Annotated in this window: 22 protein-coding genes; 13 read left to right on the top strand and 9 right to left on the bottom strand. The window is 41.0% G+C overall.

Features of this window, described 5'->3' with window-relative positions; translation table 11 throughout:
• Nucleotides 1–74 precede the first annotated feature (74 nt).
• Together gpmI and QVH07_RS07105 are read left to right on the top strand one after the other, a co-directional pair.
• Complete coding sequence (gene gpmI / locus QVH07_RS07110; protein WP_289999469.1) at nt 75–1,601, top strand: 2,3-bisphosphoglycerate-independent phosphoglycerate mutase; 1,527 nt, start codon at nt 75–77, stop codon at nt 1,599–1,601.
• The gene (locus QVH07_RS07105; RefSeq protein ID WP_289999468.1) at nt 1,598–2,158 is read left to right on the top strand and encodes a hypothetical protein; all 561 of its coding nucleotides are present in this window, start codon (nt 1,598–1,600) and stop codon (nt 2,156–2,158) included. Before gpmI ends, QVH07_RS07105 begins: the two co-directional genes overlap by 4 nt.
• Here QVH07_RS07105 and QVH07_RS07100 read toward each other — a convergent pair whose 3' ends face one another.
• A complete protein-coding gene (locus QVH07_RS07100; protein WP_289999467.1) occupies nt 2,159–3,832 on the bottom strand; it encodes an amidase in 1,674 nt (557 codons plus the stop codon).
• Nucleotides 3,833–3,907: 75 nt separating this feature from the next.
• Between QVH07_RS07100 and QVH07_RS07095 the strand changes: the two genes are divergently transcribed.
• The 11 genes from QVH07_RS07095 to QVH07_RS07045 all read left to right on the top strand — a co-directional run bounded on the left by QVH07_RS07095 (nt 3,908) and on the right by QVH07_RS07045 (nt 16,673).
• Entirely contained in the window at nt 3,908–4,342 is a 435-nt protein-coding gene (locus QVH07_RS07095) for a hypothetical protein (protein ID WP_289999466.1), read from the top strand.
• Between the two features lie 116 nt (nt 4,343–4,458).
• Nucleotides 4,459–7,296, top strand: coding sequence for a DNA polymerase I (gene polA / locus QVH07_RS07090; RefSeq protein WP_289999465.1), 2,838 nt, complete (start codon nt 4,459–4,461; stop codon nt 7,294–7,296).
• A gap of 2 nt (nt 7,297–7,298) precedes the next feature.
• Nucleotides 7,299–8,672, top strand: a complete 1,374-nt coding sequence (radA, locus tag QVH07_RS07085) for a DNA repair protein RadA (protein ID WP_289999464.1) — start codon at nt 7,299–7,301, stop codon at nt 8,670–8,672.
• Between the two features lie 36 nt (nt 8,673–8,708).
• Nucleotides 8,709–9,458, top strand: a complete 750-nt coding sequence (locus QVH07_RS07080; RefSeq protein ID WP_289999463.1) for a TMEM175 family protein — start codon at nt 8,709–8,711, stop codon at nt 9,456–9,458.
• Between the two features lie 91 nt (nt 9,459–9,549).
• Nucleotides 9,550–10,560, top strand: coding sequence for a hypothetical protein (locus tag QVH07_RS07075; protein ID WP_289999462.1), 1,011 nt, complete (start codon nt 9,550–9,552; stop codon nt 10,558–10,560).
• A complete protein-coding gene (locus tag QVH07_RS07070) occupies nt 10,557–11,636 on the top strand; it encodes a lipid II:glycine glycyltransferase FemX (protein WP_289999461.1) in 1,080 nt (359 codons plus the stop codon). The genes QVH07_RS07075 and QVH07_RS07070 overlap by 4 nt, the downstream gene beginning before the upstream one ends.
• 30 nt (nt 11,637–11,666) lie before the next feature.
• Nucleotides 11,667–13,409 carry an arylsulfatase gene (locus tag QVH07_RS07065; RefSeq protein WP_289999460.1) on the top strand — a complete coding sequence of 581 codons (1,743 nt, stop codon included), beginning with the start codon at nt 11,667–11,669 and terminating at the stop codon, nt 13,407–13,409.
• A gap of 1 nt (nt 13,410) precedes the next feature.
• On the top strand, nt 13,411–14,877 hold the full coding sequence (locus tag QVH07_RS07060) for a pyridoxal phosphate-dependent decarboxylase family protein (protein WP_289999459.1): 1,467 nt from the start codon (nt 13,411–13,413) through the stop codon (nt 14,875–14,877).
• A 117-nt stretch (nt 14,878–14,994) separates the two neighbouring features.
• Entirely contained in the window at nt 14,995–15,678 is a 684-nt protein-coding gene (gene aqpZ / locus QVH07_RS07055; RefSeq protein WP_289999458.1) for an aquaporin Z, read from the top strand.
• 46 nt (nt 15,679–15,724) lie between these two features.
• Nucleotides 15,725–16,183: an outer membrane insertion C- signal gene (locus QVH07_RS07050; protein ID WP_289999457.1), complete on the top strand. Its 459-nt coding sequence runs from the start codon at nt 15,725–15,727 to the stop codon at nt 16,181–16,183.
• Between the two features lie 40 nt (nt 16,184–16,223).
• On the top strand, nt 16,224–16,673 hold the full coding sequence (locus tag QVH07_RS07045; protein WP_289999456.1) for a YdeI/OmpD-associated family protein: 450 nt from the start codon (nt 16,224–16,226) through the stop codon (nt 16,671–16,673).
• Here QVH07_RS07045 and QVH07_RS07040 read toward each other — a convergent pair.
• From QVH07_RS07040 to QVH07_RS07005, 8 genes are all read right to left on the bottom strand, one after another.
• Complete coding sequence (locus tag QVH07_RS07040; RefSeq protein WP_289999455.1) at nt 16,670–19,072, bottom strand: TonB-dependent receptor; 2,403 nt, start codon at nt 19,070–19,072, stop codon at nt 16,670–16,672. The genes QVH07_RS07045 and QVH07_RS07040 overlap by 4 nt on opposite strands.
• 83 nt (nt 19,073–19,155) lie before the next feature.
• On the bottom strand, nt 19,156–19,869 hold the full coding sequence (locus tag QVH07_RS07035; protein ID WP_289999454.1) for a fatty acid desaturase: 714 nt from the start codon (nt 19,867–19,869) through the stop codon (nt 19,156–19,158).
• 21 nt (nt 19,870–19,890) lie between these two features.
• On the bottom strand, nt 19,891–20,736 hold the full coding sequence (locus QVH07_RS07030; protein WP_289999453.1) for a 4-hydroxy-3-methylbut-2-enyl diphosphate reductase: 846 nt from the start codon (nt 20,734–20,736) through the stop codon (nt 19,891–19,893).
• A gap of 86 nt (nt 20,737–20,822) precedes the next feature.
• Nucleotides 20,823–21,665: a phytoene/squalene synthase family protein gene (locus QVH07_RS07025; protein ID WP_289999452.1), complete on the bottom strand. Its 843-nt coding sequence runs from the start codon at nt 21,663–21,665 to the stop codon at nt 20,823–20,825.
• A gap of 22 nt (nt 21,666–21,687) precedes the next feature.
• Nucleotides 21,688–23,169, bottom strand: a complete 1,482-nt coding sequence (gene crtID / locus QVH07_RS07020; protein WP_289999451.1) for a bifunctional phytoene desaturase/3,4-desaturase — start codon at nt 23,167–23,169, stop codon at nt 21,688–21,690.
• 3 nt (nt 23,170–23,172) lie between these two features.
• The gene (locus QVH07_RS07015; protein WP_289999450.1) at nt 23,173–23,685 is read right to left on the bottom strand and encodes an RNA polymerase sigma factor; all 513 of its coding nucleotides are present in this window, start codon (nt 23,683–23,685) and stop codon (nt 23,173–23,175) included.
• Between the two features lie 202 nt (nt 23,686–23,887).
• Nucleotides 23,888–24,784, bottom strand: a complete 897-nt coding sequence (locus QVH07_RS07010; protein WP_289999449.1) for a MerR family transcriptional regulator — start codon at nt 24,782–24,784, stop codon at nt 23,888–23,890.
• Nucleotides 24,781–25,227 carry a sterol desaturase family protein gene (locus QVH07_RS07005; protein WP_289999448.1) on the bottom strand — a complete coding sequence of 149 codons (447 nt, stop codon included), beginning with the start codon at nt 25,225–25,227 and terminating at the stop codon, nt 24,781–24,783. The genes QVH07_RS07010 and QVH07_RS07005 overlap by 4 nt, the downstream gene beginning before the upstream one ends.
• Between the last annotated feature and the right edge of the window lie 33 nt (nt 25,228–25,260).

Here is a 25,260-nt window from a genome sequence, read left to right as displayed (position 1 = left end):
AATGTTGTTCGTCCTAAAAAAAAGTACGAAATACCCTTTGGCTCCATTGGATTGAAAAATAATATATTTGCCATATGGAAAAGAAAGTACTCTTGATGATTCTCGATGGATGGGGTTTGGGAACTAACCCTAATATCTCTGCCATCGCAAAGGCAAATACTCCTTACGTAGATAGCTTATTCACCAATTATCCTCACGCAAAACTGGACGCCTCAGGTCTAGCCGTAGGTCTTCCAGAAGGCCAAATGGGTAATTCTGAAGTTGGGCACATGAATATTGGCGCAGGGAGAGTGGTTTATCAGGATCTGGTAAAAATCAATCAAGCTGTCGAAAATGAAGAGCTCAAGGATCATCAGGTTTTGATAGAGGCTTTCAAATCTGCCCAAGAAAAGGGGAAAAAGGTTCATTTTATGGGCCTTGTCTCCGATGGGGGTGTTCATGCTCATATCAAACATCTGAAAGGTCTTTGTGATGCGGCTAAATTTCATGGGCTGGAAGATGTTTTTATCCATGCGTTTACGGATGGAAGAGACACTGATCCAAAAAGTGGCATCAAATTCATCGAAGACTTGGAGGCTCACCTAAAGAACTCTACCGGTCAGGTGGCTAGCGTAATTGGCCGATACTATGCCATGGATAGAGATAATAGATGGGAGCGAGTGAAATTGGCCTATGACGCAATGGTCAAGGGGGAAGGAGAACGATCTCACGACATCAAAGCGAGCATTCGAAAGTCTTACGATAATGGAGTGACGGATGAGTTTATTCGTCCGATTATCCACGTAAATTCTGATAGAAGCCCCATTGCTACTATTGAAGAGGGTGACTTGGTGTTGTGCTTTAATTTCCGAACAGATCGAGGGAGAGAAATCACTCAGGTTTTGACGCAAAAGGATTTTCCGGATTTCGGAATGAAAAAACTTTCATTGGACTACATCACATTTACAAATTATGATGATAGCTTCAAAGGAGTCAAGGTGCTTTTTGAAAAGGATAACCTGAAAAATACCCTTGGGGAGGTCCTTGAGAGAAATGGTAAAAAGCAAATAAGAATCGCTGAAACCGAGAAGTATCCACACGTAACTTTCTTCTTTTCCGGGGGAAGGGAGACAGAATTTGATGGAGAAAGTAGAATTCTCTGCCCTTCTCCAAAAGTCGCTACTTACGATTTACAGCCAGAAATGAGCGCTTTTGAAATAGCAAGTAAGATAAATGTTGAACTGAAAAAGGAAAGTGCTGATTTCATCTGTTTGAATTTTGCCAATGCAGACATGGTGGGTCATACTGGAGTTTTCGAAGCGGCCATGAAAGCTTGTGAGGCAGTGGATCAGTGTACCAAAAGTGTAATCGAAACTGCTTTGGCCAATGGCTACAGTACTATAGTCATAGCAGATCACGGAAATAGTGATGTCATGGTAAATCCAGATGGTTCGCCCAACACTGCCCATACCACGAATTTGGTTCCGTTTATTTTCGTGGATAAGAATAAAAATTTCAAAATGAAGGATGGGAAGCTTGGGGATTTAGCTCCTACCATTCTAAATCTTATGGGTATTGATATTCCAGAAGAGATGACGGGGAAAATTTTGATTTCAAAATGAGATTAAGAAATAGTTTTATTCTTGCTTTCTTGATTTTGGTGTCATGTGATGTGGCTAGTTCCAGAAATGCTGAGATGGAGGTCCTGCCTTATTTTGACCTGAAGGGTTTCATAGACCAAAAACTGGCTGAACTTCCAGATTCTGTTCAGATGGCAAAATCTTCCAGAATTAACTGGGAGGAGGCTTTGACTTCCAAAAGAATGTCCAGAGAGGATATTAGAAAAGAGCTGGAAGTGTTCTATGAGGCCGATATAAATAGCCCTTCTTTTGCCCAATCTTACGATACTGAGGTAGTCAAAAGATATTTAATCCATAAGCTAAAACCTGAAGAAAAAGGAAGGCTTCAGGAGATGATCATCACTTACACAGACGATGAGGTTAGTGGTATTCAAATCAAAATGAAGAAGGATAATACCTTTTATACTTCTACAACAATTGCGGAAATTTACTTCTCTGGGGTGAGTCAAAAAATTGATCATTACAACGTTGAAACTACCCAGAAAATCCTTTTGATGGATCCGAACAACATCCGCTATTCAGGATCCATCAAGCAATAATTATTGATTAAACATAGGAGGACGTTTTGCCTGCCAGTCCGAATTATTTTGGATCAGTTCACCTAACATGATCAGTTTTCCTTCGTCGAAGATATTCGATAAAAGAGTGATGGAGGTGGGGCTTCCCTCATCATTAAAACCATTTGGAAGGCAAAGTGCAGGATGACCCGTAAGGTTGGTGATTTGTAGCTGGGGATCTCCAAAAGTGGGAGTGACGATTACATCATAATTCTTCATGATGGCATGAACTTCTTCGATCAGCAGCCTTCTTTGCCTGCTCATATTCACATAATCCACGGCTGAAATAAATCGGGCAGCCCTGAACAGGTTTGGCCAGGCATTTTTGTGTTGGGCGACCAGCTGATCATCCCAGCCCAATCGGGTTAATTCATCGAATGAGGCTGCCCCTTCAGCCATCAACATCATGATTATTGGAGTTGCATCAATTTTATTATCCAATGAAACAGGCTCCAGTTCTATTCCCTGATCTCGGAGGAGATCGAGGACGGCTTGATCATTTGGAGTATTTCTTCTCTCAAAGAAGGGCTTGAAATAGCCAATCTTCAGAGATTTTACATCTTCATCCGCAGAATAATTGAATGCGGCGGGTATAGTGCTCGGGTCTTCCGGATCTGCTCCATTGATCACTGAAAGCACAATGGCATTATCTAGGGCAGATCTGGATATAGGTCCGATTTTATCCATAGACCAGCTTAGCGCCATGGCACCGGCTTTACTCACTCGCCCATAAGTTGGTCTTAATCCTGTGACACCATTTCTTGTAGAGGGTGATACGATAGAGCCAAGAGTTTCAGTTCCTATTGCATAAGGAACCAGGCCAGCACTTACGGCTGAGGCTGAGCCTGCCGAAGAACCGCTAGAACCTTGCTCCAAATTCCATGGATTTTTGGTGACTCCACCGTACCAAACATCACCCATAGCTAAAGCACCCAGGGTAAACTTACCAACCAAAACACCTCCTGCTTCATCCAGCTTTTTCACAACGGTAGAAGTACCCTCGAGGACTTGGTCTTTGTAAGGCATGGCGCCCCATGTAGTCTTTGTTCCTTCCACGGTCAATAAATCTTTTATTCCGTAGGGAATCCCGTGTAGAGGGCCGCGGTATTTACCGGAGGCAATTTCAGCATCCATTTCACGCGCTTTTTCCAAAGCTGAATCCTCCATTAAAGTGATCAAACATTGAAGCGTGTCTGAATATGTTTTTATCCTATCCAAATAAATTTGGGTGAGCCTCTCACTGGAAAGTTTTTGGTTTTTGATTAAGACAGCTAAATCATGAACAGGCATATAGGCAATGTCAGCTTCACGATCAGGTAAAACCACATTGTCCTCTAGGCCCCAGTCGATTGGTTTTTGCTCTTGATTAGGGGTGAATCCCTTTGGAAGAGGGTTGAAAATTAGGGAGGGGCTCACAGAGTTTTCTAAGGAAGTTTCCCTCAGCTCACCTAGATTCGATAACTGAGTTTTCAGCCTACCAACCATGCTGTCGGTTTCTGCAGGAGTGAATTCCAGGCCGAGGATTTCAGCAGCGCCTTGGATTTTTTGTGGGGTAATTTCATTGGCCTTCTGTCCCATGGTAAATCCAAGAGCCAAAAATGCTAGAGCAGCGATGCCCATAAATGCTACCTTTAAAAGGTTCTTTTCCTTTTTCATTTGAATAGATTTGTATTATTCTCAAACTTCAAGTTCCTGAAGGTGTTCAAATAGGAAATCAAAATCAAACCACTCATGGATCAACAGTCAACTTTTCCTGTTTTCCCAATGTATTTCAGGGGTCTTTTGCTTCTTGCCGGGATGTATACGCTGGCATGGTCCGCTTTTTATAAATGGTTTGGGGGAAGTCTTCTCGCTTGGCTTGCTATGGATATGGAGGCCCAGTTAGATCTCCATTCTAACTGGTTTGGATCTTTTGGTTTGGTAGTGGGCTTACTGATTTTTATTTCAGCCTTTTATCCAGTGAGCTGGATACGTTTGATGTTGGCGGGGCTCATCGGGAAGGTAATCATGGCAGTCTGGTTTGTAGTTTTTTTCCTTCCTGAACTAGGCTGGAATAAAAGAACGGGTTTTGAATTGATTTTTAATGAGCTATTCTGGTTAATTCCTCTGGGTTTCATTCTATGGCGTGCCAAAGAGGTTAAGGATTATCTCACTAAAAACGGCTAGTTTATAAATCAGAAATTTGATGCCTTTTTGCTAAGTGATCTCGCTTGAAGGCGTTCAATTTTTAGTAAATTCACCGTTCTGAATATTTAACTTTTCTAAAAAACTAACACCCAAAAATGTCCCAAAAGCAGCCAAACAAGCTCTTTTTACTGGATGCCATGGCGCTTATTTATCGTGCGCACTTTGCCTTCAGCAAAAATCCCAGAATTAATTCTAAAGGCCTGAATACAGGGGTCATGCTGGGGTTTACAAATACCCTACTTGAAGTTTTAAACAAAGAAAAGCCTACCCATATCGGGGTGGCTTTTGATACTCACGCACCTACATTCAGACATGAAAGGTATGAACCCTACAAGGCAAACAGGCAGGAGCAACCTGAGGATATTGGAGTAGGGATACCATGGGTTAAGAAAATCGTGGAAGCCTTTAATATTCCTATTCTGGAATTAGATGGCTTCGAGGCCGATGATATCATCGGGACATTGGCGAAAAAGGCCGAGAGGAATGATTTCACGGTTTATATGATGACACCAGATAAGGATTATGGACAGCTGGTGGATGATCATATCTTTTTGTACAAGCCTGCATTTATGGGAAACGCTGTGGACGTGATGGGGCCTAGTGAAATTTGTAAAAAGTGGGATATTGAAAAGGTAGATCAGGTTAGAGACATACTTGGCCTTATGGGTGATTCTGTGGATAATATTCCTGGCATTCCTGGTATAGGGCAAAAAACAGCGGTGAAATTGCTGAAAGCCTATGGATCTGTGGAGGAGCTACTTAAAAACACGGAAGATCTTAAAGGAAAGCAAAAGGAAAATGTAGTGAACTTTGCGGAGCAAGGCTTACTTTCCAAAGAATTAGCCACCATAAAGGTCGATGTTCCGATTGATTTCGATGGGGAAGGATTGAAGTATGAAGGGTTCGATGAAGAAAAACTGAAAGAAATCTTCTCAGAGCTTGAATTTCGGACTTTGGCTTCCAGAATTTTCAAAGGTGATCAGAAAAAGGCTACGATTGCTCAGTCTGAACAATTAGGTCTGTTTGGAGGAGCTTCAGGGACTGGAAAAACAGTCGCTTTGGATGACCCTGTGGTTGAACCGCAGGAAGAGCCGGCAAGCCCTTATGATCAAAATATGCCTTCGAATATTTTTAGTTCGGTGGCTCATTATCATAAAATCAAAGGGGAAAAAGCTATATCCAAACTTGTCCATTATTTGAACCTGCAAGAGCGATTTTGCTTTGATACAGAGACCACATCCTTGAATCCTATGGGAGCAGAATTGGTCGGAATAGCCTTTGCCTATGTAGATGGTGAGGCATATTATGTTCCTTGTCCTTCAGAAAAGGAAGAGACTGCAAAAATTCTTGATTTGCTTAGGCCAGTTCTTGAAAATGAGAAAATCATGAAAGTGGGACAGAATATTAAATACGATGTTCTGGTCTTGAAAAATCATGGGATTTCCGTTCAGGGAGCCCTATACGACACCATGTTGGCTCATTATCTTATTGAACCTGAAGGTAAGCATTCTATGGATTGGCTGGCCATGCAGTATCTGAATTACAAGCCGGTTTCCATTGAATCCTTAATTGGAAAGAAGGGTAAAAACCAAGGCAATATGCGTGATGTGGATGAGGATAAGGTCACTCCATATGCGGCCGAGGATGCCGATATTACCCTTAGACTTAAATCAGTTTTTGATCCCCAGCTTAAGGAGAAAAAGGTCGAGGGACTGTTTTCTGATGTAGAAGTTCCGTTAATCAATGTCTTAGCAGAAATGGAGTTTCAGGGAGTTTGTCTGGACACAGATGCCCTGTCTGAGCTTTCTGAGAAACTGGAAAAGGAAATCAAGGAGATCGAAAATAAGGTTTACGAGCTGGCTGGAGTTAAATTTAATCTGGCTTCGCCAAAGCAATTGGGTGAGGTTCTTTTTGATAAGCTTGAGTTAGACCCTAAGGCCAAGAAAACCAAAACAGGGCAATATGCAACTGGGGAGGAAGTCTTGAGCAAATTGGCTAGCGAGCATGAAATCGCCAGAGCAATTTTGGATTTTCGACAAATGGTGAAGTTGAAGTCAACTTATGTGGATTCCTTGCCTACTCTTATTAATTCCAAAACGGGAAAAATCCACACCACTTATAATCAGTTTGTGGCTGCTACGGGTCGGCTTTCTTCGGTAAACCCAAACCTTCAGAATATTCCTATTCGAACAGAAAGGGGGAGAGAAATAAGGAAGGCATTTGTGCCAACAGACGAAAATCATTTGCTTCTAGCTGCAGATTATTCACAGATCGAGTTAAGGCTTATGGCGGCATTCTCTGAGGATGAGTCCATGCTAGAAGCTTTTAGAAACGGTCGCGATATTCATGCGACCACCGCCGCGAAAATTTTCAAAGTTCCTCTTGAGGAGGTGACCTCAGATATGCGGAGAAAGGCAAAAACAGCCAATTTTGGAATTATTTATGGGATTTCGGCCTTCGGTCTTTCGCAAAGGTTGAGTATTCCAAGAGGAGAAGCGAAGGAGATTATTGATTCCTATTTCAGAGAATTTCCTGCTGTGAAAGAATATATGGATTCGGCCATTGAGAAGGCTAGGAAAGACGAATACGTGGAGACTATTTTGGGAAGGCGTAGATATTTACGTGATATTAATAGTCGTAATGCTACGATGAGAGGCTTTGCGGAGCGAAATGCCATTAATGCGCCTATTCAAGGATCTGCAGCAGACCTCATCAAAGTGGCTATGATCAATGTGCACAACTGGATGAAGAAGGAGAAACTTAAGTCAAAGATGATTTTGCAGGTGCATGATGAGTTGGTTTTTGATGCGCATAAGGATGAAATTTCTGTTCTAGAAAAGAATGTTCCTAAACTTATGGCTGATGCGATTGAGTTGAAAGTTCCGGTGGAAGTGGAAGTTGGAACAGGAAAGAATTGGCTGGAGGCTCATTAATTATGGCCAAAGTAAAAACAAGCTTCTTTTGTCAAAATTGCGGAGCCCAAAGTCCCAAATGGCTCGGAAAGTGCCCGGCATGCGGGGAGTGGAATACCTATGTGGAGGAGGTAATTCAGAAGGAAGTTTCAGGAAAAGGCTCATGGAAAGCGCCGGGAACAAGTACTCAAAAGTCGAATAGCCCAAAAAGGATTTCCGAAGTAAGCTATTCTGATCAGCCCAGATGGAATACAGGCGATTCGGAATTAAATCGGGTTTTAGGAGGAGGAATCGTTCCTGGTTCATTGGTGCTTATCGGAGGGGAACCAGGCATTGGTAAGTCTACACTCATGCTTCAAATCGCTTTGTCCCTTTCAGGGAAGAAAGTGCTTTATGTATCCGCAGAGGAAAGTGAGGCTCAAATCAAAATGAGGGCTGATCGGATGGATCGTGAAAATGCTGATTGCTATCTGCTAGCGGAAACCAATACCCAGCATATCTTTCAGCATATCGAGCAATTAAAGCCTGATTTTTTGGTGATTGACTCGATTCAGACTTTGCATTCCCAACATGTGGAGTCGGCCGCAGGCTCGGTCTCTCAGGTGCGTGAATGCACTGCAGAGCTCATGAAATTCGCGAAAGAAACGGGAACGCCAGTTTTCCTGATAGGTCATATCACAAAAGATGGATCCATCGCTGGTCCTAAAGTTCTGGAACATATGGTGGATACGGTTTTGCAGTTTGAGGGGGATAGACATTTGACCTATCGAATTCTTCGAACTTCTAAAAACAGATTTGGCTCCACCCATGAACTTGGAATCTATGAAATGCGGGCTGATGGGCTACGGGTGGTTACTAATCCATCTGAGATTCTTTTGACTCAAAGGGAAGAGTCTTTGAATGGTGTTGCTATTGGGGCAATGATGGAAGGCAATAGGCCTTTGCTGATAGAAATTCAATCCCTGGTGAGTCCTGCCACCTATGGAACTCCACAGAGAAGCAGTACTGGATATGATTCTAAACGGCTTAATATGCTTTTGGCAGTTCTTGAAAAAAGAGGAGGAATGAAGCTCGGGATGCAGGATGTGTTTTTAAATGTTGCAGGCGGAATGAAAGTAGATGATCCGGCACTGGATTTGGCTGTTTGTGCATCCTTGATTTCCAGTTATGAAGATACGCCCTTGTCGGAAGAGCTTTGTTTGGTAGGAGAAATAGGGTTGGGAGGGGAAGTTCGAGCAGTTTCCCGGATAGAAAGTAGGATCTCTGAGGCTGAAAAGCTGGGTTTCAAAAAAATCGTCCTTTCCAAGTATTCGGTAAAGGGCGTGGATTTATCGAATTTCAGGATAAAAGTAATTGCGGTCGCCAAGCTAGAAGAAATGTATCAGCAGATTTTTTGAGAGGAATCCTTTATTTGTTCTTATAAGACTAAAGATTTGAGAAAAAGAGCACTGTCCAAAGTAGAGAAAGATCCGAATATCGATTATCGGGGAGAGAATCCATCGAGGCTCGATAATCTTACCGATGCGGTTTTTGGAATAGCAGTTACCCTTCTCATTTTTAATTTATCCAATCCAAATTCGTTGAAGGACCTGGTGGTTTTCACCAAAACACTCCCTGCTTTTTTGGTCAGTATTGGCTTCCTGATCATTATCTGGAAGGAACATGTGCGCTTTTCGGAAATTTATGGATTGCGTGGTCCCATGTTCGTCTTCCTCAATTCTTTGTTTATTGCTCTGATTATTTTTTATGTCTATCCACTTCGATTTTTGACCTTATTCATGACCCAAGCGATTTTCGGGAGTGATTTGCCGGTGACTATTTCCCCTCGCGAAATTCCCGATATTATGATTTACTATGGCTTCGTTGCATTTGCATTGTATTTCATTCTCCTTTGGTTTTATCAGGTAGCTCTGAAGAAAAAATCGGTTCTTCAGTTAAATGAATATGAAATCATTCATACCACATTTCAGAGAAACAGAATGATCCTCATGTCTGTGGTTCCGATTGTTTCGATTTTACTCGTAATCGCAATTAAAGGGTACTCTGTGGCCTTGGCTTCTTTTATTGGCGGAATGATGTATAGTACCTATACCCCTGCGATTATAATCTGGGCAAAGCGGTATAAGAAAAAGGCAAAAGAAATCATTGATTCCAATCCCAAGTTTGTGGATTTTAGGGACTAATTGTTCGGACTCATTTCCCCTCAAAAAACAAGGATTTAGCCCCTTTCTGATTAACTTCGCATAAGAAAAAGGAGTATTGAACCCACAGCCAATGAGTTTATTTCTTAGAAGATCCCACCCTATAATTCTTTTATTTTTAGCTGGTTTGTTTTTCTTCTTTTTGGTTCGAACGGAACAGTTTCCCCCAAATGCAGATCTTCTATCCTTGGGAATCACATTTGATCTGGTCGTATTGATACCAGGATTATTTTTCTTTACAATTCGAAAAACAAAACTTCCAAAAACACTGGTGCTTCCTGTCCTTTTAGCTGGGGTAATTCTAGCCAGCTATATTTTGCCGGAAGGCAATCAAAGGTATCTGGATTTTGCAAAATCTTGGCTCGTTCCATTGGCTGAACTTGCTGTTATTTCTTATGTGGTTTGGAAAGTCACAAATACTGTTAGGGTTTACAAAGAAACTCAGAAAGGAAATACAGACTTTTTCAATGCGCTCAAAGATACTTGTAGAAAGTTATTTCCCCCTTTTGCCGTTAATGGTGTCGCAACCGAGGTAGCTGTTTTCTATTACGGTTTCTTTAAGTGGAAATCGCCAAAGCTTGGGGACAATGAATTTAGCTATCACAAAGATTCACCTTCCAGAATAATTTTGGCTTTTCTTATATTCCTGATAATTGCTGAGACATTTGTGTTTCATATCCTCTTAATGAATTGGAGTTTATTGGCAGCTTGGATCCTGACTGGACTAAGTATCTATTCGGGGTTTCAATTATTTGGAGTTTTACGATCCTTAAACCAAAGACCAATATACCTTTCGAAAGACACACTCCATTTAAGGTATGGTTTTGCAAGTGAGGTAGATATTCCCTTTGATCAGATAAATAGGGTTGAGAAGTTCACAGCAGATTTTGATGAACACGAATTATCGAGGAGGCTTTCCATTCTAGGAACACTGGAAGCTCATAATGTAACCCTTGAGCTCAAAGTTCCTGCTGAGTTATCCGGTATTTACGGAATAAAGAGGCGATTCCAGACACTTGCTTTTTTTGTGGATGATCCCGATCGTTTTGTAGAAGTTATTTCAGAACACACAAATAACTTATGACCTATTCCATAGTGCATAGCGAGTCCCAAGAGGATTGGGCCAGTTGGGATGATTTTCTAAATAAAAGCAGCAGAGGAATTTATCTTCAAACTGAGGATTGGTTGAAAAGCTATTCTTCCTATGGGTTTTCTTCTTCCCTAATTCTTGCTAAAACAGAGGGAGGAGAAATTCTTGGTGGAATCGGGGCAGTTCTTGCCAAAACAGGTCCCTTTAAAGTTTTGGTTTGCCCTTATGGACCCATCATAAAGGAAGGTCAGGAGCACTTGATTGAAGAGCTTGTTGATGAATTTTTAAAAGTTGGGAAACGACAAGGAGCTTTTTTGGTCCAATTGAGTACCCCATTTTCATCAAATCCTATTAGTCCGCACACCTATTCTTTTGTTAAAGATTACCCTGGAAGGAGAGTGCCTAGTGGAAGAGGCATTCCTTTCAAATTTGTAATTGGAGTTTCTGCATTCAGAGCGGTTCATCTTTTCCCGAAAGAGGCTGATGCCTATGAAAAAATTAGGAAAAATTACAAAGCCAGCACCAGACGTGATGTGAACAAATCCCAAAGAATGGGAAATGAGTTGCAGTTTGCCAACTCCTTAGACGATATCAAGGCGGCCTATTCCCTCATAGAATTAAATGCTGTGAATCAGGGATACTCCGTGCGAAGCTGGAGCGAATTTGGGTCTACCTTGGTCTCTCTGGTGAACAAGGGTTTATGCCATATTGTAACCTGCGTTAACGAAGGAGAGCTAAAAGGTGCTTTGGTGATCTTTGATGTCGGAAATAAACTCCATTATATCATGGGGGCCACTTTGAGAGAAAAGAAGGACTTGATGGTGGGGCATTTTTTGCAAGATCAGGTTATCCAGTTCGGGGTTTCCAAGGGCTATGATTTTTATGATATTTCTATGGGTGGTAGTGAAGGAGTAGTGAGATTTAAGAAAGGTTTTGGAGGCGAGGAGTTGGGCTTGGAGGAGCCCTATTACTGGGTGCTTAAACCTTGGCTTTTCTGGACTTACCAAAAACTTATGCCATGGGTTCAAAGAAATAAAAAGTTCATATCGAGGCTGTTGAGTAAGAAGTAGCAATTTTTGCTAATTTCACTTTACTCAATTATGAAATCACTTTTATACCTCCTTCTCGCCTTTGTCCTTTTTGCATGCTCGAAAAAGAGTGAGGAGAAACCTCCCAATGTCATTTTAATTCTAACTGATGATCAAGGCTATGGTGATTTGGGTGTTCACGGTAATGACAAAATCCGAACCCCAAATCTCGATGTATTAGCTCATGAATCGGTTCGGTTTGATCGATTCTATGTGAGTCCACTTTGCGCACCTACCCGGGCAAGTTTACTGACTGGCAGATATCACCTTAGAACTGGGACGGTCACAGTTTCCAACGGCCTTGAAACGATGGATGCAGAAGAGTATACCCTTGCTGAGCTTTTTAAGGATAATGGGTATTCCACAGGAATCTTTGGTAAATGGCATAATGGGCAGCACTACCCCCATCATCCTCTCGCCCAAGGATTTGATGAGTTCGTTGGGTTTCTCGGGGGCCATTGGACCAATTATTTTAATACGACGCTAGAGATTGATCAGAAGAACCAGAATTTACCAGGGTATTTGCCAGATGTCCTTACGGACAAAGCCATTGATTTTATGGAGAGAAATGAGAAGACCCCTTTCTTTTTGTATCTACCCTATAATACTCCCCATAGTCCCCATCAGGTTCCAGACGAATATTTTGATTCATATAAGTCGGAAGGCTTAGATGACGAACTGGCAGCCATACACGGGATGGTGGAGAACATAGATAGCAATGTGGGTCGGGTTTTGAAGAAGCTGGAAGATATGGGTCTGGACCAAAACACCTTAGTAATTTTTCTTACCGATAACGGTCCGAATGGAGTTCGTTTCAACGATAACATGAAAGGTAGAAAGGGAAGCGTAAATGAAGGAGGGGTAAGAGTGCCTTCATTCTGGAGGTGGAAAGGAAAATTTGAGCCAAGAATAGTGACCGCTGCGTCAGCTCACATTGATGTATTCCCGACTTTGGTAGATTTACTAGGCCTAGAAAACAATGGCATAAGAACGATAGACGGTATAAGTCTGAAACCCCTTCTACTAGGGAATGATTTAGAAATTGAACGTCCCATTTTTTCACAAGTGGCTCAGCCACAAAGCGAGCTAACTTATTATCCTGGGGCCATTCGGGAGGATCAAATGCTATTGGTCCTAAATGAAAATGGAGAGGAGCTTTTCGACATGTCAAACGATCCAAACCAGAAAAAGGATTTAGCAGATGAAAAGCCTGAGATTTTGGAAGCAATGAAGGCTAAGTACGATAAGTGGTGGGATGAGGTAACCGCCGAAATACAGATGGAAAGGCCAATTCCAATTTCTGACCAAAGTCCTCAGATTTTACTTCCAGGGTATGAAGCCCGCTTTACGGAGGGTATTTCATTTTTTGAAGGGCATGGTTGGGCACAAGATTGGTTAACCCAATGGAAATCTATGGAAGACAGTATTTATTGGGATTTGAATGTATTGGACCGAGGTGAGTTTGAAGTTTGGTTGAGTTATACCGCCGAAAAAAATCAGGTACCTAGTGCTCTCCTTTTATATGGGACTATTAGTGAAATAGAAATAGAAATTAATGAGCCTTTTCAAGGAGAAATAATTCCCAGTATAAACCGGATTCCACGTAAAGAAGCTCCGGAGCAAACCTGGAGGAAAATCAATATCGGTATGTTGGAATTTGAAGAGGGTAGACAAAACCTGGTGCTGAAAGCTCTTTCCATGCCATCAAATGGGGTGGGTGATTTTTATAGCTTGGAGCTAATTCCAAAGGAATAAAATGGATAAAGAAAATAGGACGCTTGACCCCAGAGACTGGGAAAAGATGCGAAATCTGGGCCATCAAATGGTGGATGATTTAATTGATTATTGGAAAGGAATACAAGAAAAGCCCATTTGGAAACCAATCCCAGAGGAGGTAAAAAAGTCACTGGATGAGCCTATCCCTTCTCACCACATGGATCCGCAAGAGGTTTACAATGAATTCAAAGAAAATATTTTTCCTTACAATAAAGGAAATGTACATCCAAGGTTTTTTGCATGGATCCAAGGGACGGGAACTCCTCTAGGGACTTTTGCTGACTTAATGGCCTCAGGGATGAATCCCAATGTGACCATTGGTGAACATGCTCCCATGTACGTGGATAAGCAGGTAATTTCTTGGTGCAAGGAAATGATGGGCTTCCCTCCTGAGGCTTCCGGAATTCTAGTAAGTGGTGGTTCTATGGCGAATATCACCGCCTTGACTGTTGCCAGAAATTCCATCAAAGGGGAGAACATTAGAAAGTCAGGAATGAGCCACTTGGATAAAAAGCTTATTCTTTATTGCTCCACAGAAACCCATAGTTGTATTCAAAAGGCGGCGGAAATTATAGGTCTAGGTTCTGAAAACATTCGGGAGATAGAAGTGAATGAGTTTTATGAAATGCGATCAGATTTACTTGAAAAGCAGATTTTCTCTGATTTGGAAAATGGATTTAGGCCCTTCTGTATAGTTGGTACTTCCGGAACGGTAAATACCGGGGCTATTGACCCACTGGATGAAATTTTAAGAATCAGCCGAATGTATGATCTATGGTTTCATGTGGATGGAGCCTATGGGGCTCTGGCCAAATTAGATCCAATTTATGAGAATAGGCTCAAAGCCATAGAGAAGGCAGATAGTCTGGCTTTCGATCTGCATAAGTGGTTTTATGTGCCGTATGAAGTCGGCTGTACTCTAATTCGGGATTCTGAGAAGCATCGGGCTGCCTTTTCCCAAACTCCTAATTACCTGATCCAAGAGAAAAGGGGTCTTGCTGGAGGTCCGGATTCACTTAATCATTATGGGTTTGAGTTATCCAGAGGGTTCAAAGCGCTTAAGGTTTGGATGTCCTTAAAGGAAAATGGGCTTGAAGCTTACAAGGGCATGATAGCCCAAAATAATAGGCAGGCTGAGTATCTTGGGAAGCTGGTAGAATCTCAGGAAGGGCTAGAACTTATGGCACCGGTATCAATGAGTATAACCTGCTATCGAATGAATCCTGGAAACTTACCAGAGCAGAAGCTCAAAGACCTGAACAGAGAAATTCTTCTGAGAATTCAGGAAGAAGGGATTGCCGCGCCAAGTTCTACTTTGCTTAAAGGAAAATTTACTCTGAGAGTGGCTAATGTGAACCAGAGAACGCGTTTTGAGGATATGGAAATTCTGGTTCGGGAGACAATCAGAATTGGAAAGGAAGTGTTATCAGATTTAGATTTCTCTTAATTGGAGATAGTAGATATTTGGTTTATCTGAAACAAAACCAAATTAAAAGTTATAAGATAATTTTAAATAAAATTTTTCTTTATAATTTGATGAGATAACCATATTAATCCAAATATCATGAAAAAACACATTGCAGAGTTTATTGGTACACTATGGCTGGTCCTCGGCGGATGCGGCAGTGCAGTTCTAGCAGCAGGATTCCCTGAATTGGGAATTGGTTTTGTCGGGGTATCCTTGGCCTTTGGTCTTACGGTGGTGACTATGGCTTATGGAATCGGTCATATTTCTGGTTGCCACCTGAATCCTGCTGTTACCATAGGTCTTTGGATGGGAGGTAGGTTTGAAGGAAAAGATGTAGGAGGATACGTGATTTCTCAGGTCTTGGGAGGACTGGCTGGTGCAGCTATTCTTTATGTAATTGCTACAGGTAAAGCTGGGGTGGAACTTGGAGGTTTCGCTTCAAATGGATATGGAGAAGCCTCTCCAGGGGGCTATGGTTTGACGGCTGCATTAGTGACTGAAGTAGTGATGACTTTTATTTTTCTTTTTGTCATTTTAGGATCTACCCACTCTAAAGCCCCAGCAGGCTTCGCGGGCCTAGCCATCGGACTTTGCTTGGTTTTAATCCATTTGATTTCAATACCAGTCACCAACACATCCGTTAATCCTGCAAGAAGTACTTCTCAGGCTATCTTTGCCGGAGGTATTTACCTCCAGCAGCTGTGGTTATTTTGGGTTGCTCCTATTATTGGGGCGGTTTTTGCCGGCTTGGTTTATAAGAATTTGTCCCCAGAGGATTAAAAAAAGAGATAGATTTTTACTTTTGTCCAAGATCTAAATTTTCCATATGAAAAAATTAAAAATTCTTTTAGCCGTATTTGTCACGGCTTTTGGTTTCAGTCTGCAAAGCCAGGCCCAGGAAGTGGGTATTCGATTTGGTAATATGAACAACAATAACGTTGCCGTTGATGGAATCCTAGCCTTGGGAGAATTTTCTAGGATTCATGCAAACGTAAGTTTTGGTGGTGGAGGTGTAGGAATAGATGCCATTTGGCATCCATTATTCAGGCCCGTAGGAAATAGTGATTTTATGTGGTATGCAGGCTTTGGGCCATCTTTGTTTTTAGGCGATCCATTTGTCCTTGGAGCGGCAGGTGAAGTAGGGATTGAATACCCCATCCGTGATGTTCCTATTACCATCGGTGTGGATTACAGACCTGTTTTCGTGATCGTGGAGAATACGAGCTTTAATGGAAACGGGTTTGGGCTCAATATCCGTTGGCGATTTGGGCCCAACGCCTCTTAATCAGTAATTTAGAAAGCAGGTGTTGATCCTGCTTTTTTTTATGGAATTAATTCTTGAAGGAGAAATTTATTTGGAGCGCTTTTCAGGTAAGGGCGGATGGACTTATGTTCCCTTGAAAAAAGAATCTTTCAATGGGGTGGAGTCTTTTGGCATGCTGAAGGTTTCGGGGCAGATTGACGGGTATAAGTTTGATAATAAAAATCTGATGCCTAAAGGGGATGGTACCCTTTTTCTTCCCGTGGCCAAGGCGATTCGAAATGAGATTCAAAAGGAAGCGGGGGAGCTCGTTTATATCAAACTTTTCAAGAGATCCATACCTAAGGATGTGCCAGATGAAGTGATAGCCTGTCTAAAAGACGTACCGGGTAAATATGAGCGCTTCATGAAGCTTTCGCAAAAAAAGCAAAAAGAATGGGTCAAATTCATTTACGAAAAGGACTCGATTAATTCGATGACCAAGCGAATTCTCCGACTGATCGATGAACTTTAGAATTCCAATATGAGCCCTACGGTAGGAAGGATGGTTCCAGCTGTGTTTTCTAAAAATCGCAACTGATATCTGGAGGGATCATTTGGATCCACTAAAATATCTCCTTGTTGATCATAAACAGGTACAAGCAATGGAGCCTGCTCTGCTTCAAAATTATAGGCATTCTGAATGTCGATATACCAGTTAAGGTTCCACTTTTCGAAGTAGTATTTTTTATCAATTCTCAAATCAAGCTGGTGGAAAGCAGGAAGACGTTCCGCATTGATTTGTGTAAAATCAAGAATACCGGTATTTCTCAAATCCCAATTACTGATTAATGAAGACTCTTCCACATCAAATGGCGTATATGGTGTCCCTCCGAGGTATCTCCATCTGGCACCTATCTCCCAATTCTTTCCAAATCTCTTTCCTGCTGTCAGGCTCAGGATGATTCTGTTGTCCCAGGAAGAAGGGACAAACCCTTCGGTATTTGGGTTGGTAAATTCACTTCGGACTAAAGTCAGTGCCGCGATTCCATAGAAATCTTTGAATAGTCTCTGTTGTGCCAAGAATTCAATTCCGTACGCTCTTCCATCAGCATTGGACTCAACAGGCTCATTTCCGATGACACCAAAGTCAGCCCCTAGATTTGCCAGAGCAATTCCATTTCTAATCGATGAAGGATAGTTTGAATATCTTTTGTAAAAGATTTCTGCACCAAATCTTCTGTTTTTCTCCGGAGAAACCATTTCTATTCCTCCAATAATTTGAGAATTCCTGATGAACCGGATGTCATTCTCTTGATTGATTAGGACACCATTTTCGTCTACAAATCCAAGTGCGGTGTAGGGTGGTTTTTGATAATAAATTCCTGCATTGGCTGTAGCATATAGATTTGGTCTGAGCTGGTATGACACAGAAAATCTGGGGCTGATTTGATTTAGAGGATTCTGGGCAGTTTGCCCAAAGTCACTCCCATCCATTCTTATGCCTCCTGTCAGCAAAAGCCTCTCATTTAAGAAATTCTTACTACCGGAGATAAATGCTCCGTAGCTATTATAATTACTGATGTTTTCTACATCGATCACCTCGCCTGTACTGGATAAGGTGGCCCTGTCGAAATTATCAATCAAATACCTGGAGTACTCATAATTCACTCCATATTTTAGGGTGTATCCGTTACCAAAGATGCTGTTTTCAGCCCTGAATTTGTTTTCTGACTCTTGAGACACATAGTTGAATAGAAGATTATCTTCAGAGCTCTCGTCGTTGTTCTGATATTTAATGGATTCATTATTTAGCATGTTTCTGCTAAGCACAAAAGTCCAGAACCCGTTATCACGATATCTCTTGAGTTTCAGTCCAGTGGTATAATTCCACTGTTTTTGCACTGGCAGTAAATCCAATAGATAAAGCCTGTCTGCACGCTCTTCTTCTGTTTCATCGTTAGGAATATCCTGGTTAAGAACAAAGTCATCAATAGCCCCTACCCCTATGAATGTAAGCTCAGTTTTATCGTTGAGCTTTGTAGTGGTCTTAACCTGAAAATCATTGAATGTAGGTAAGAATGGAAGTTCGAGTAGCCTAAACAAGCCGCTGAGGTAGGACCTCCTTGCAGAGAATATGTAGCTCGTATTTTCCCCTATTGGACCCTCATTCGAAAGTGTCAGTTCAGATGCTCCCACTGTGAACTGCGTAAACATTTTGTCTCTTCTTCCCTCTTTCAGTTCAAATTCGAAAAAAGAACTCAAGGAGTTCATTCTGTTTGCGGCAAAGCCACCCGAAACCACATCCACATTTTTGATAAGGTTCACATTTAAAATCCCTACAGGCCCTCCTGAAGAACCCTGTGTGGCAAAGTGATTGATTACAGGAACTTCAATTTCATCAACAAAAAATTTATTTTCATTAGGAGCTCCTCCACGAATAATGATATCATTTCGAAAACTTGCTGTGCTTGCTACTCCTGGGAGTGATTGAATCACTCTGGAGATATCCCTGTTACCCCCTGGGTATCGTTCTATTTCATTTGAATTGAGCTTTCTGACAGAAACGGGAGTTTCTTCATTTCTTGTGAATTCTGAGTTTACCACCACCTCATTGAGTTCCGCCGCATCTTCAGTTAAATCAAAATCGAGCTGCACAGGTCTCGCCAAGGTCACCTGGATTTCATATTGGGTTTGAGTTTTAAAACCTACAAAACTTGCTCTGACATTGTATAAACCTGGAGGAATCCCCGAGATTTCATAGTTCCCTTCTTCATCAGAAATTGCACCTAGTTCCGTCTCGAGAATAAAGATATTTGCATAAGGTACCGGTTCATTATTCACCGGATTTACAATTTTACCCCGAATTATCCCTTGCGAAAATGCCGTTCCAAAAAAGAGAATTAGAATAAATGCTAAAACTGAACTTTTCATGATTTTAGTTAAGGTTAACATCAAAATCATTTCAGCCGTAAAAAGTTTCTACCTCATGGAATTTTTGATGAAAATCATCAAAATCATACAGTTTGTTTCTCTTTTTCTTCCCAAAGCTTCCACCATGGAGTCCCAGGAGAATTATGGTGTTCGTAATGGTAACCAAAGAAATAACAAGTTAAAAATGCCCAGACATGGTTTTTCTTTTGCGATCTTGAGTGATGCTCATTATCGCTTTCCCCCCTATGGGGAAGATAGGTTCCAAAATAAAAAAGTTGTAAAGTAGAAAGAATGGCTGGAGCCATCCAGAAAACGATCAGGTTTTCATATGGAAGAACCAGCTTCAGCAAATTATAAGTGACAGCCATCAGTATTAACTGCCAGATATTGATGTATTGCTTTGCAAAGCTGAAATACCAAATCAGGAAATTATCAGATTCGTGATAATCTGGATCTTTATCTGTGGCAACAAAGCGATGGTGTTCGTGGTGTTTTGGAAAAAGCCTCCAGTAGAAATTATAGGAAAAAAGGATTGCACTGATCCAGCCTATGGTATGGTTTAGTTTCTTGTTAGGTGACACCAGACCATGCATAGCATCATGGGCAGTGATAAAAAGCCCGGTATAAAGGTGAGTCTGTAATATTATTCCGACGTAGGTCAAAGGATTGCTCCAACTCAAGTCAAAATGCAGCCAGTAGGTCAAAGAAATAGCCCAAAGGACTATTATGACCAATGCGATTATTACGCCTTTATTCTTAAGCCTATAAGCTTTATCGGATGTGTTTGCCAAATCCATGGCGAAAGATGGGTTGAATTCCTAGAAAGTTAAAATTCTTTCTTTTACTTGTTCCATAAGCCACATGGGCGTGGAAGTAGCACCGCAGATTCCAATGGTCTCATTCTGCTCGAACCAGTCATTTTCTATTTGATCCGGATTAGAAACGAAATAAGTGTTTGGGTTTTTCTCCTTGCATACATTGTAAAGAACTTTACCATTTGATGATTTAGTTCCGCTTACAAAAACAATCCTATCAAACCTCTCGGCAAAATCCCTAAGTTCTTTATCTCGATTGGAAACCTGTCTACAGATGGTGTCATTAGTCCGAACTGTGATTCCATTTTCTCTTAAAACCTCATTGATTTCATAGAATTTATCAGTGGATTTGGTGGTTTGACTATAAAGGGTGATGTTTTTAGGCATGCTTTTGATATCAAGCTCTGCGATATCCTGAAAAACAACTGCCTTATTGTTGGTTTGGCCTAGAAGTCCAATCACTTCTGCATGCCCATGTTTTCCGTAAATGTAGATTGTCTCCTCTTTGTCAAATGAGTTTTTGATCCGGTTTTGTAGCTTCAATACAACAGGACAACTTGCATCTATCAAAGTGAGATTATTTTGAATTGAAAGCTCGTAGGTTGAGGGAGGTTCACCATGAGCACGGATAAGTACCTTCTCATTATAAAGAGATTTGAGCTCTTCATGGTTTATAATTCGAAGCCCTTTTTCCGTTAACCTTCTTACTTCTTCGTCGTTGTGAACTATGTCTCCCAGACAATACAAATAACCCTGCTCATCTAGAATTTCTTCTGCCATTTCGATAGCATAGACCACTCCAAAACAGAAGCCGGAATGTTGATCGATATGGACCTGAAGATTTTTCACGTGTAATTAACTTTCAATTGTTTGAATTGTTTGATGAAGGTTGTGAAACTACTGAAGGATAAAGTAATTGTATGATAATCGATTTACTAAGAAATACCAAGTTTGGTTCCGAAGTAAGTTCCGAGCAGAAGAGTTAATTTCCTGGTATTAGGAATTCGAATTCTTTGCTGGGTTATGGTCTCAGCCGGTAGACTTTTTATCTTATCAAAGAGCTTTTGATAGTATAGATAAGCTACTCTGACACCTAGTTGAGCTCCCTCAGGAAGACCTTCAATTCCAATGAGGGAATCATCAAAATCTTTTTGGATGTCCTCTTCTATGGCTTGTTTTGCATTTTTATCAAACTGGGCATAGTCGACCCCTGGAAAATATACCCGGCCTCGTTCCTCAAAATCACTTTTTATATCTCTGAGGAAATTAACTTTTTGGAAGGCGGCACCTAGTTTACATGCCGGTTCTTTTAGGCGTTGATACATTTCTTCATCCCCCTCACAGAATACTTTAAGGCACATAAGACCGACTACCTCGGCACTGCCATAAATATATTCATGGTAGCGATTGTCACTGTAGGTTTTGAAGTCAAGGTCCATTTCCATGCTGTGCAAAAAAGCCTCTATGAGATCATGGTCGATCTTATATTTATTGACCATGAGCTGAAATGCATGCAGGACAGGGTTTAGGGAAAGCTTAGTCTCGATGGCCTCGTAAGTATTCTTCTTAAACTTCTCAAGAAGTTTTCCTTTATCCTGATCATGGAAGGTATCTACGATTTCATCAGCATATCGAACAAAGCCATAGATCGCATAAATAGGAAGGTGAAACTTTTTATCCAGAGTTTTGATCCCTAGGGTAAAGCTTGTACTGTAGCGCTGAGTAATCAGCCGGCTGCATTCAAGTGCAGTATTGTCGAATAGTTCTACAGCGTTCATAGTACAAAATATACTTTTTTGTTTACAAATTGTTTTCTTTCATCACCTCACCTGAGACCACGCGACCCGATATTAGAGAAGGGGGAACACCTGGACCGGGGACTGTAAGCTGCCCGGTATAGTACAAGTTAGATACTTTTTTATTCTTTAAGGAGGGTTTCAGAATAGCGGTCTGAGTCAGGGTATTTGCCAGTCCATAAGCATTGCCTTTGAAGGCGTGATAATCAGACTTAAAATCAGCATGAGCGTAGGATCTCTTATAAATCACATGGGACCTAACATCCTGACCAGTAATTCTTTCTAGCCTTTCCATTATAATGTCGTAATATTTTTCCCGCATCTCTTCTGTGTCTTCTAGGTCTGGTGCCAATGGGATTAAAAGGAACATATTTTCCTTTCCTTCAGGTGCAACGGAGGGATCCGTCATGGATGGAACTGAAGCATAGAAAAGCGGTTTTTCAGGCCATCTTGGATGTTTGTAAATAGCATCTGCATGAGGGCCAAGTGGTTCGTCAAAGAATAAATTATGATGTCGAAGATTCTTGAGTTTTTTATCTATACCCAAGTAAAATAAAAGACTGGATGGAGCCATTACCCTCTTATCCCAATACTCTTCTGAATAGTTCGAATACTTGGGATTAATTAGATGTTTATCCACATGATGGTAATCTGCCCCTGCCACGACCACATCGGCTTCGATTTTCTCGCCTGAAATTAGGCGAACTCTTTTGGCCTGACCATTTTCGATTTCGATTTCTTCTACCTCAGAATCGTAACGAATCTTCACTCCTTGTTCTTCCGCGAGTGTTACCATTCCCTTAATTACCTCATGCATTCCTCCCATGGGATACCAGGTGCCTAAGGCGATATCTGCATAGTTCATCAGGCTATATAGGGCAGGAATATTATCAGCAGTTTCTCCAAGAAAAAGTACAGGAAATTCCATCAGCCGGATAATTTTTTCATGCTTGAAAAACTTACGAACATGTTTTGACATGGACTGAAAAATGTCCATTCTAATCATATCCGCAAGTAGTTTTGGAGAGGTGAATTCAAAAACTGATCGACTTGGACGCTTCACTAAATCATGAATTCCCACTTCATATTTGTATTTGGCTTGAGCCAAAAACTCATCCAATTGCTTCCCAGCACCAGGCTCAATGTCCTCGAGCATCTGTTTAAACTGCTCCAGGTCTGCTGGGATATCCAATACGTCTTTTTCGCCATAGATGACCGCATAGGAGGGATCAAGTCTTTTTAAAGAATAATAATCACTGGGTTTTTTCCCAAAGTGAGAAAAATAATCTTCGAATACGTCAGGCATCCAATACCAACTTGGCCCCATATCAAAAACAAACCCCTGATGGTCGAACTTTCGAGCTCTTCCTCCAGGGGATTCATTTTTTTCAATCAGGGTGACTGAGTGGTTATTTTTTGCCAAGTGGGTAGCTGCGGAAAGCCCCGCAAACCCGGAACCTATCACTACCACATGCTTTTGGCTCATCTTTTAATTCTTATGTCTGTATACTGTAAGTTCTGCTTTTAAAAGCTTACGGGCAATATGGATTCTATTTTTTACAGTTCCAATTGGGATGTTAAGCTTTTCTGCAATTTCATGATATTTGAATCCTCTGAAATGCATCATAAATGGAGTTTTATAAACATCATCCAGACTATCAATGGCAGCGTGGGTATCATCTAATGTAAAATTCTGATAGGCATCATTCTCAATTCTTGATCCGCTTGAATTGATGTAGTGGAGGTTATCGGTAGTATCTACAAAAGTTCCTCTTCTAACCATTCTTTGATAGTTGGTAATAAAAGTATTTTTCATGATTGTGTAGAGCCAAGCTTTCAGGTTGGTTCCCTCCTGAAACTTGTCCTTATTGGTAAATGCCTTAACCATTGTATCCTGTAGTAGGTCATTTGCATCATCCATGTCTCGAGTCAATTTCAGCGCAAATGGCTTCAGGCTGGTTGACATCTTATTAAGTGAGTAGCTAAATTCAAGAGTCGTCATGGTGTTACTGATTTTTGTTTAATCAAATGTACTAATGATTAAACAAAATACAATAGAATTGTTGAATTTTTTTTGAGAAAGATTAAACAAAAAATATGAATTACCACTAAAACTCTCTAAAATGGCAATTTAGGCAGGTTTTAAAACAAAAAAAGCATTTCATTGAAATGCCTTTGTTTAAGTAAAGTGTTGAAATTTTAAACTATTTCTCTTGTGGAACCTGCTCTAACTCCTCCAGATACTCTTTGATATCGCGGATATAATTCAGGCATTTCACATTGGATGGAAACTTGAGGTCCTGGCCAATTACCTGATATCCTGTCACTAGAATATTCGAATTAGCAAACCTTTCTGACAAGGCATCTAAATAATCCTGTGCATATTCGGCAGATGGAGAGGTAGTGATCACAGTGAGCAGGTATTCTGGCTCATGAAGTTTATAAACAGAAAGCAAGTCATCACTTGGGGTGCTTTGTCCTAAGTAGATCACGCGGTGTCCTTTGCTCTTAATAATATAAGTAGCAAACAGGATAGAAATTTCATGCAGCTCACCTTCAGGTAAGAATAGTAAAAATTTCTTTCCTCCATGTGCGTTGACTTGCCCGTCGATTGCTACAATAAGTTTTTGTCTGACCAGATTCGAAATAAAGTGTTCCTGAGCCGGATTTACAGCTCCAGTCTGCCACAGTACTCCGATCTTTGACATGAAAGGATAGATGACGTTGAGCATGGTTTGTTCAAAACCAAGTTTCAGAATATTGGTAGAAAGCACCTTATCAAAGCGCTCCTCATCCATTTCTATCATACAGATAGTCAAGGCATGAATTTGATCATCATGAGTCAAAGACCTTTCAGTCAGTTTGACTACCTCTTCCCGCTTTTCTTCCTCTGACATGGATGCGATTTTACTAATCTTGAACCCATTATCATTTAATAAGGCAACATTCAAGATGAGTTTAAGATCTTCATCGTCGTAGTAACGGATGTTAGTCTCCGTCCTCTTGGGGTCGAGTAAACTGTATCTTTGTTCCCACACCCTTAGCGTATGGGCTTTTATACCCGACAGCTGTTCTAAATCCTTGATTGAATACGTGCTCACTGCTTTTCTTCTTTAAAATATTTTTTTGGTACCACAAACAAACCGAAAGAGACAGCGTCATCTTTCTTATTTGTTTTGTGATGGGCCTGATGGGCCTTAAAAATACCGCGAAGGAAAAAGTTGCCGGGTCTGTGAAACAATTTTACCCTTCGATGGATCAAAACATCATGCAGGAAGAAATATAGCATTCCATACAGACTTATGCCCATTCCTATCCAAAATCGATAATCAAAAGCTTCGATTCCCAGAATGATTAAAATTACTGCGATACTGCCAAAAAGCAGAGAAAACAGATCGTTTAGCTCAAACCAGCTTTTCGAAGGTTGATGATGTGTCTTATGAATTGACCAAAGGGGACCATGCATTAAGTATTTATGTATAGCCCATCCGGAAAATTCCATGATTGCAAATCCGAGTATAATAAAGCCTATCGCCTTTACCATTGTGAAGTAAACCGTTTTGTTGAACTTTTGTTT

It is taken from the genome of Algoriphagus sediminis, assembly GCF_030403435.1.
GTDB lineage: Bacteria > Bacteroidota > Bacteroidia > Cytophagales > Cyclobacteriaceae > Algoriphagus > Algoriphagus sediminis.
The sequence above is the reverse complement of the archived record's forward strand: the minus strand, read 5'-3'. Positions and strand labels throughout refer to the sequence as shown.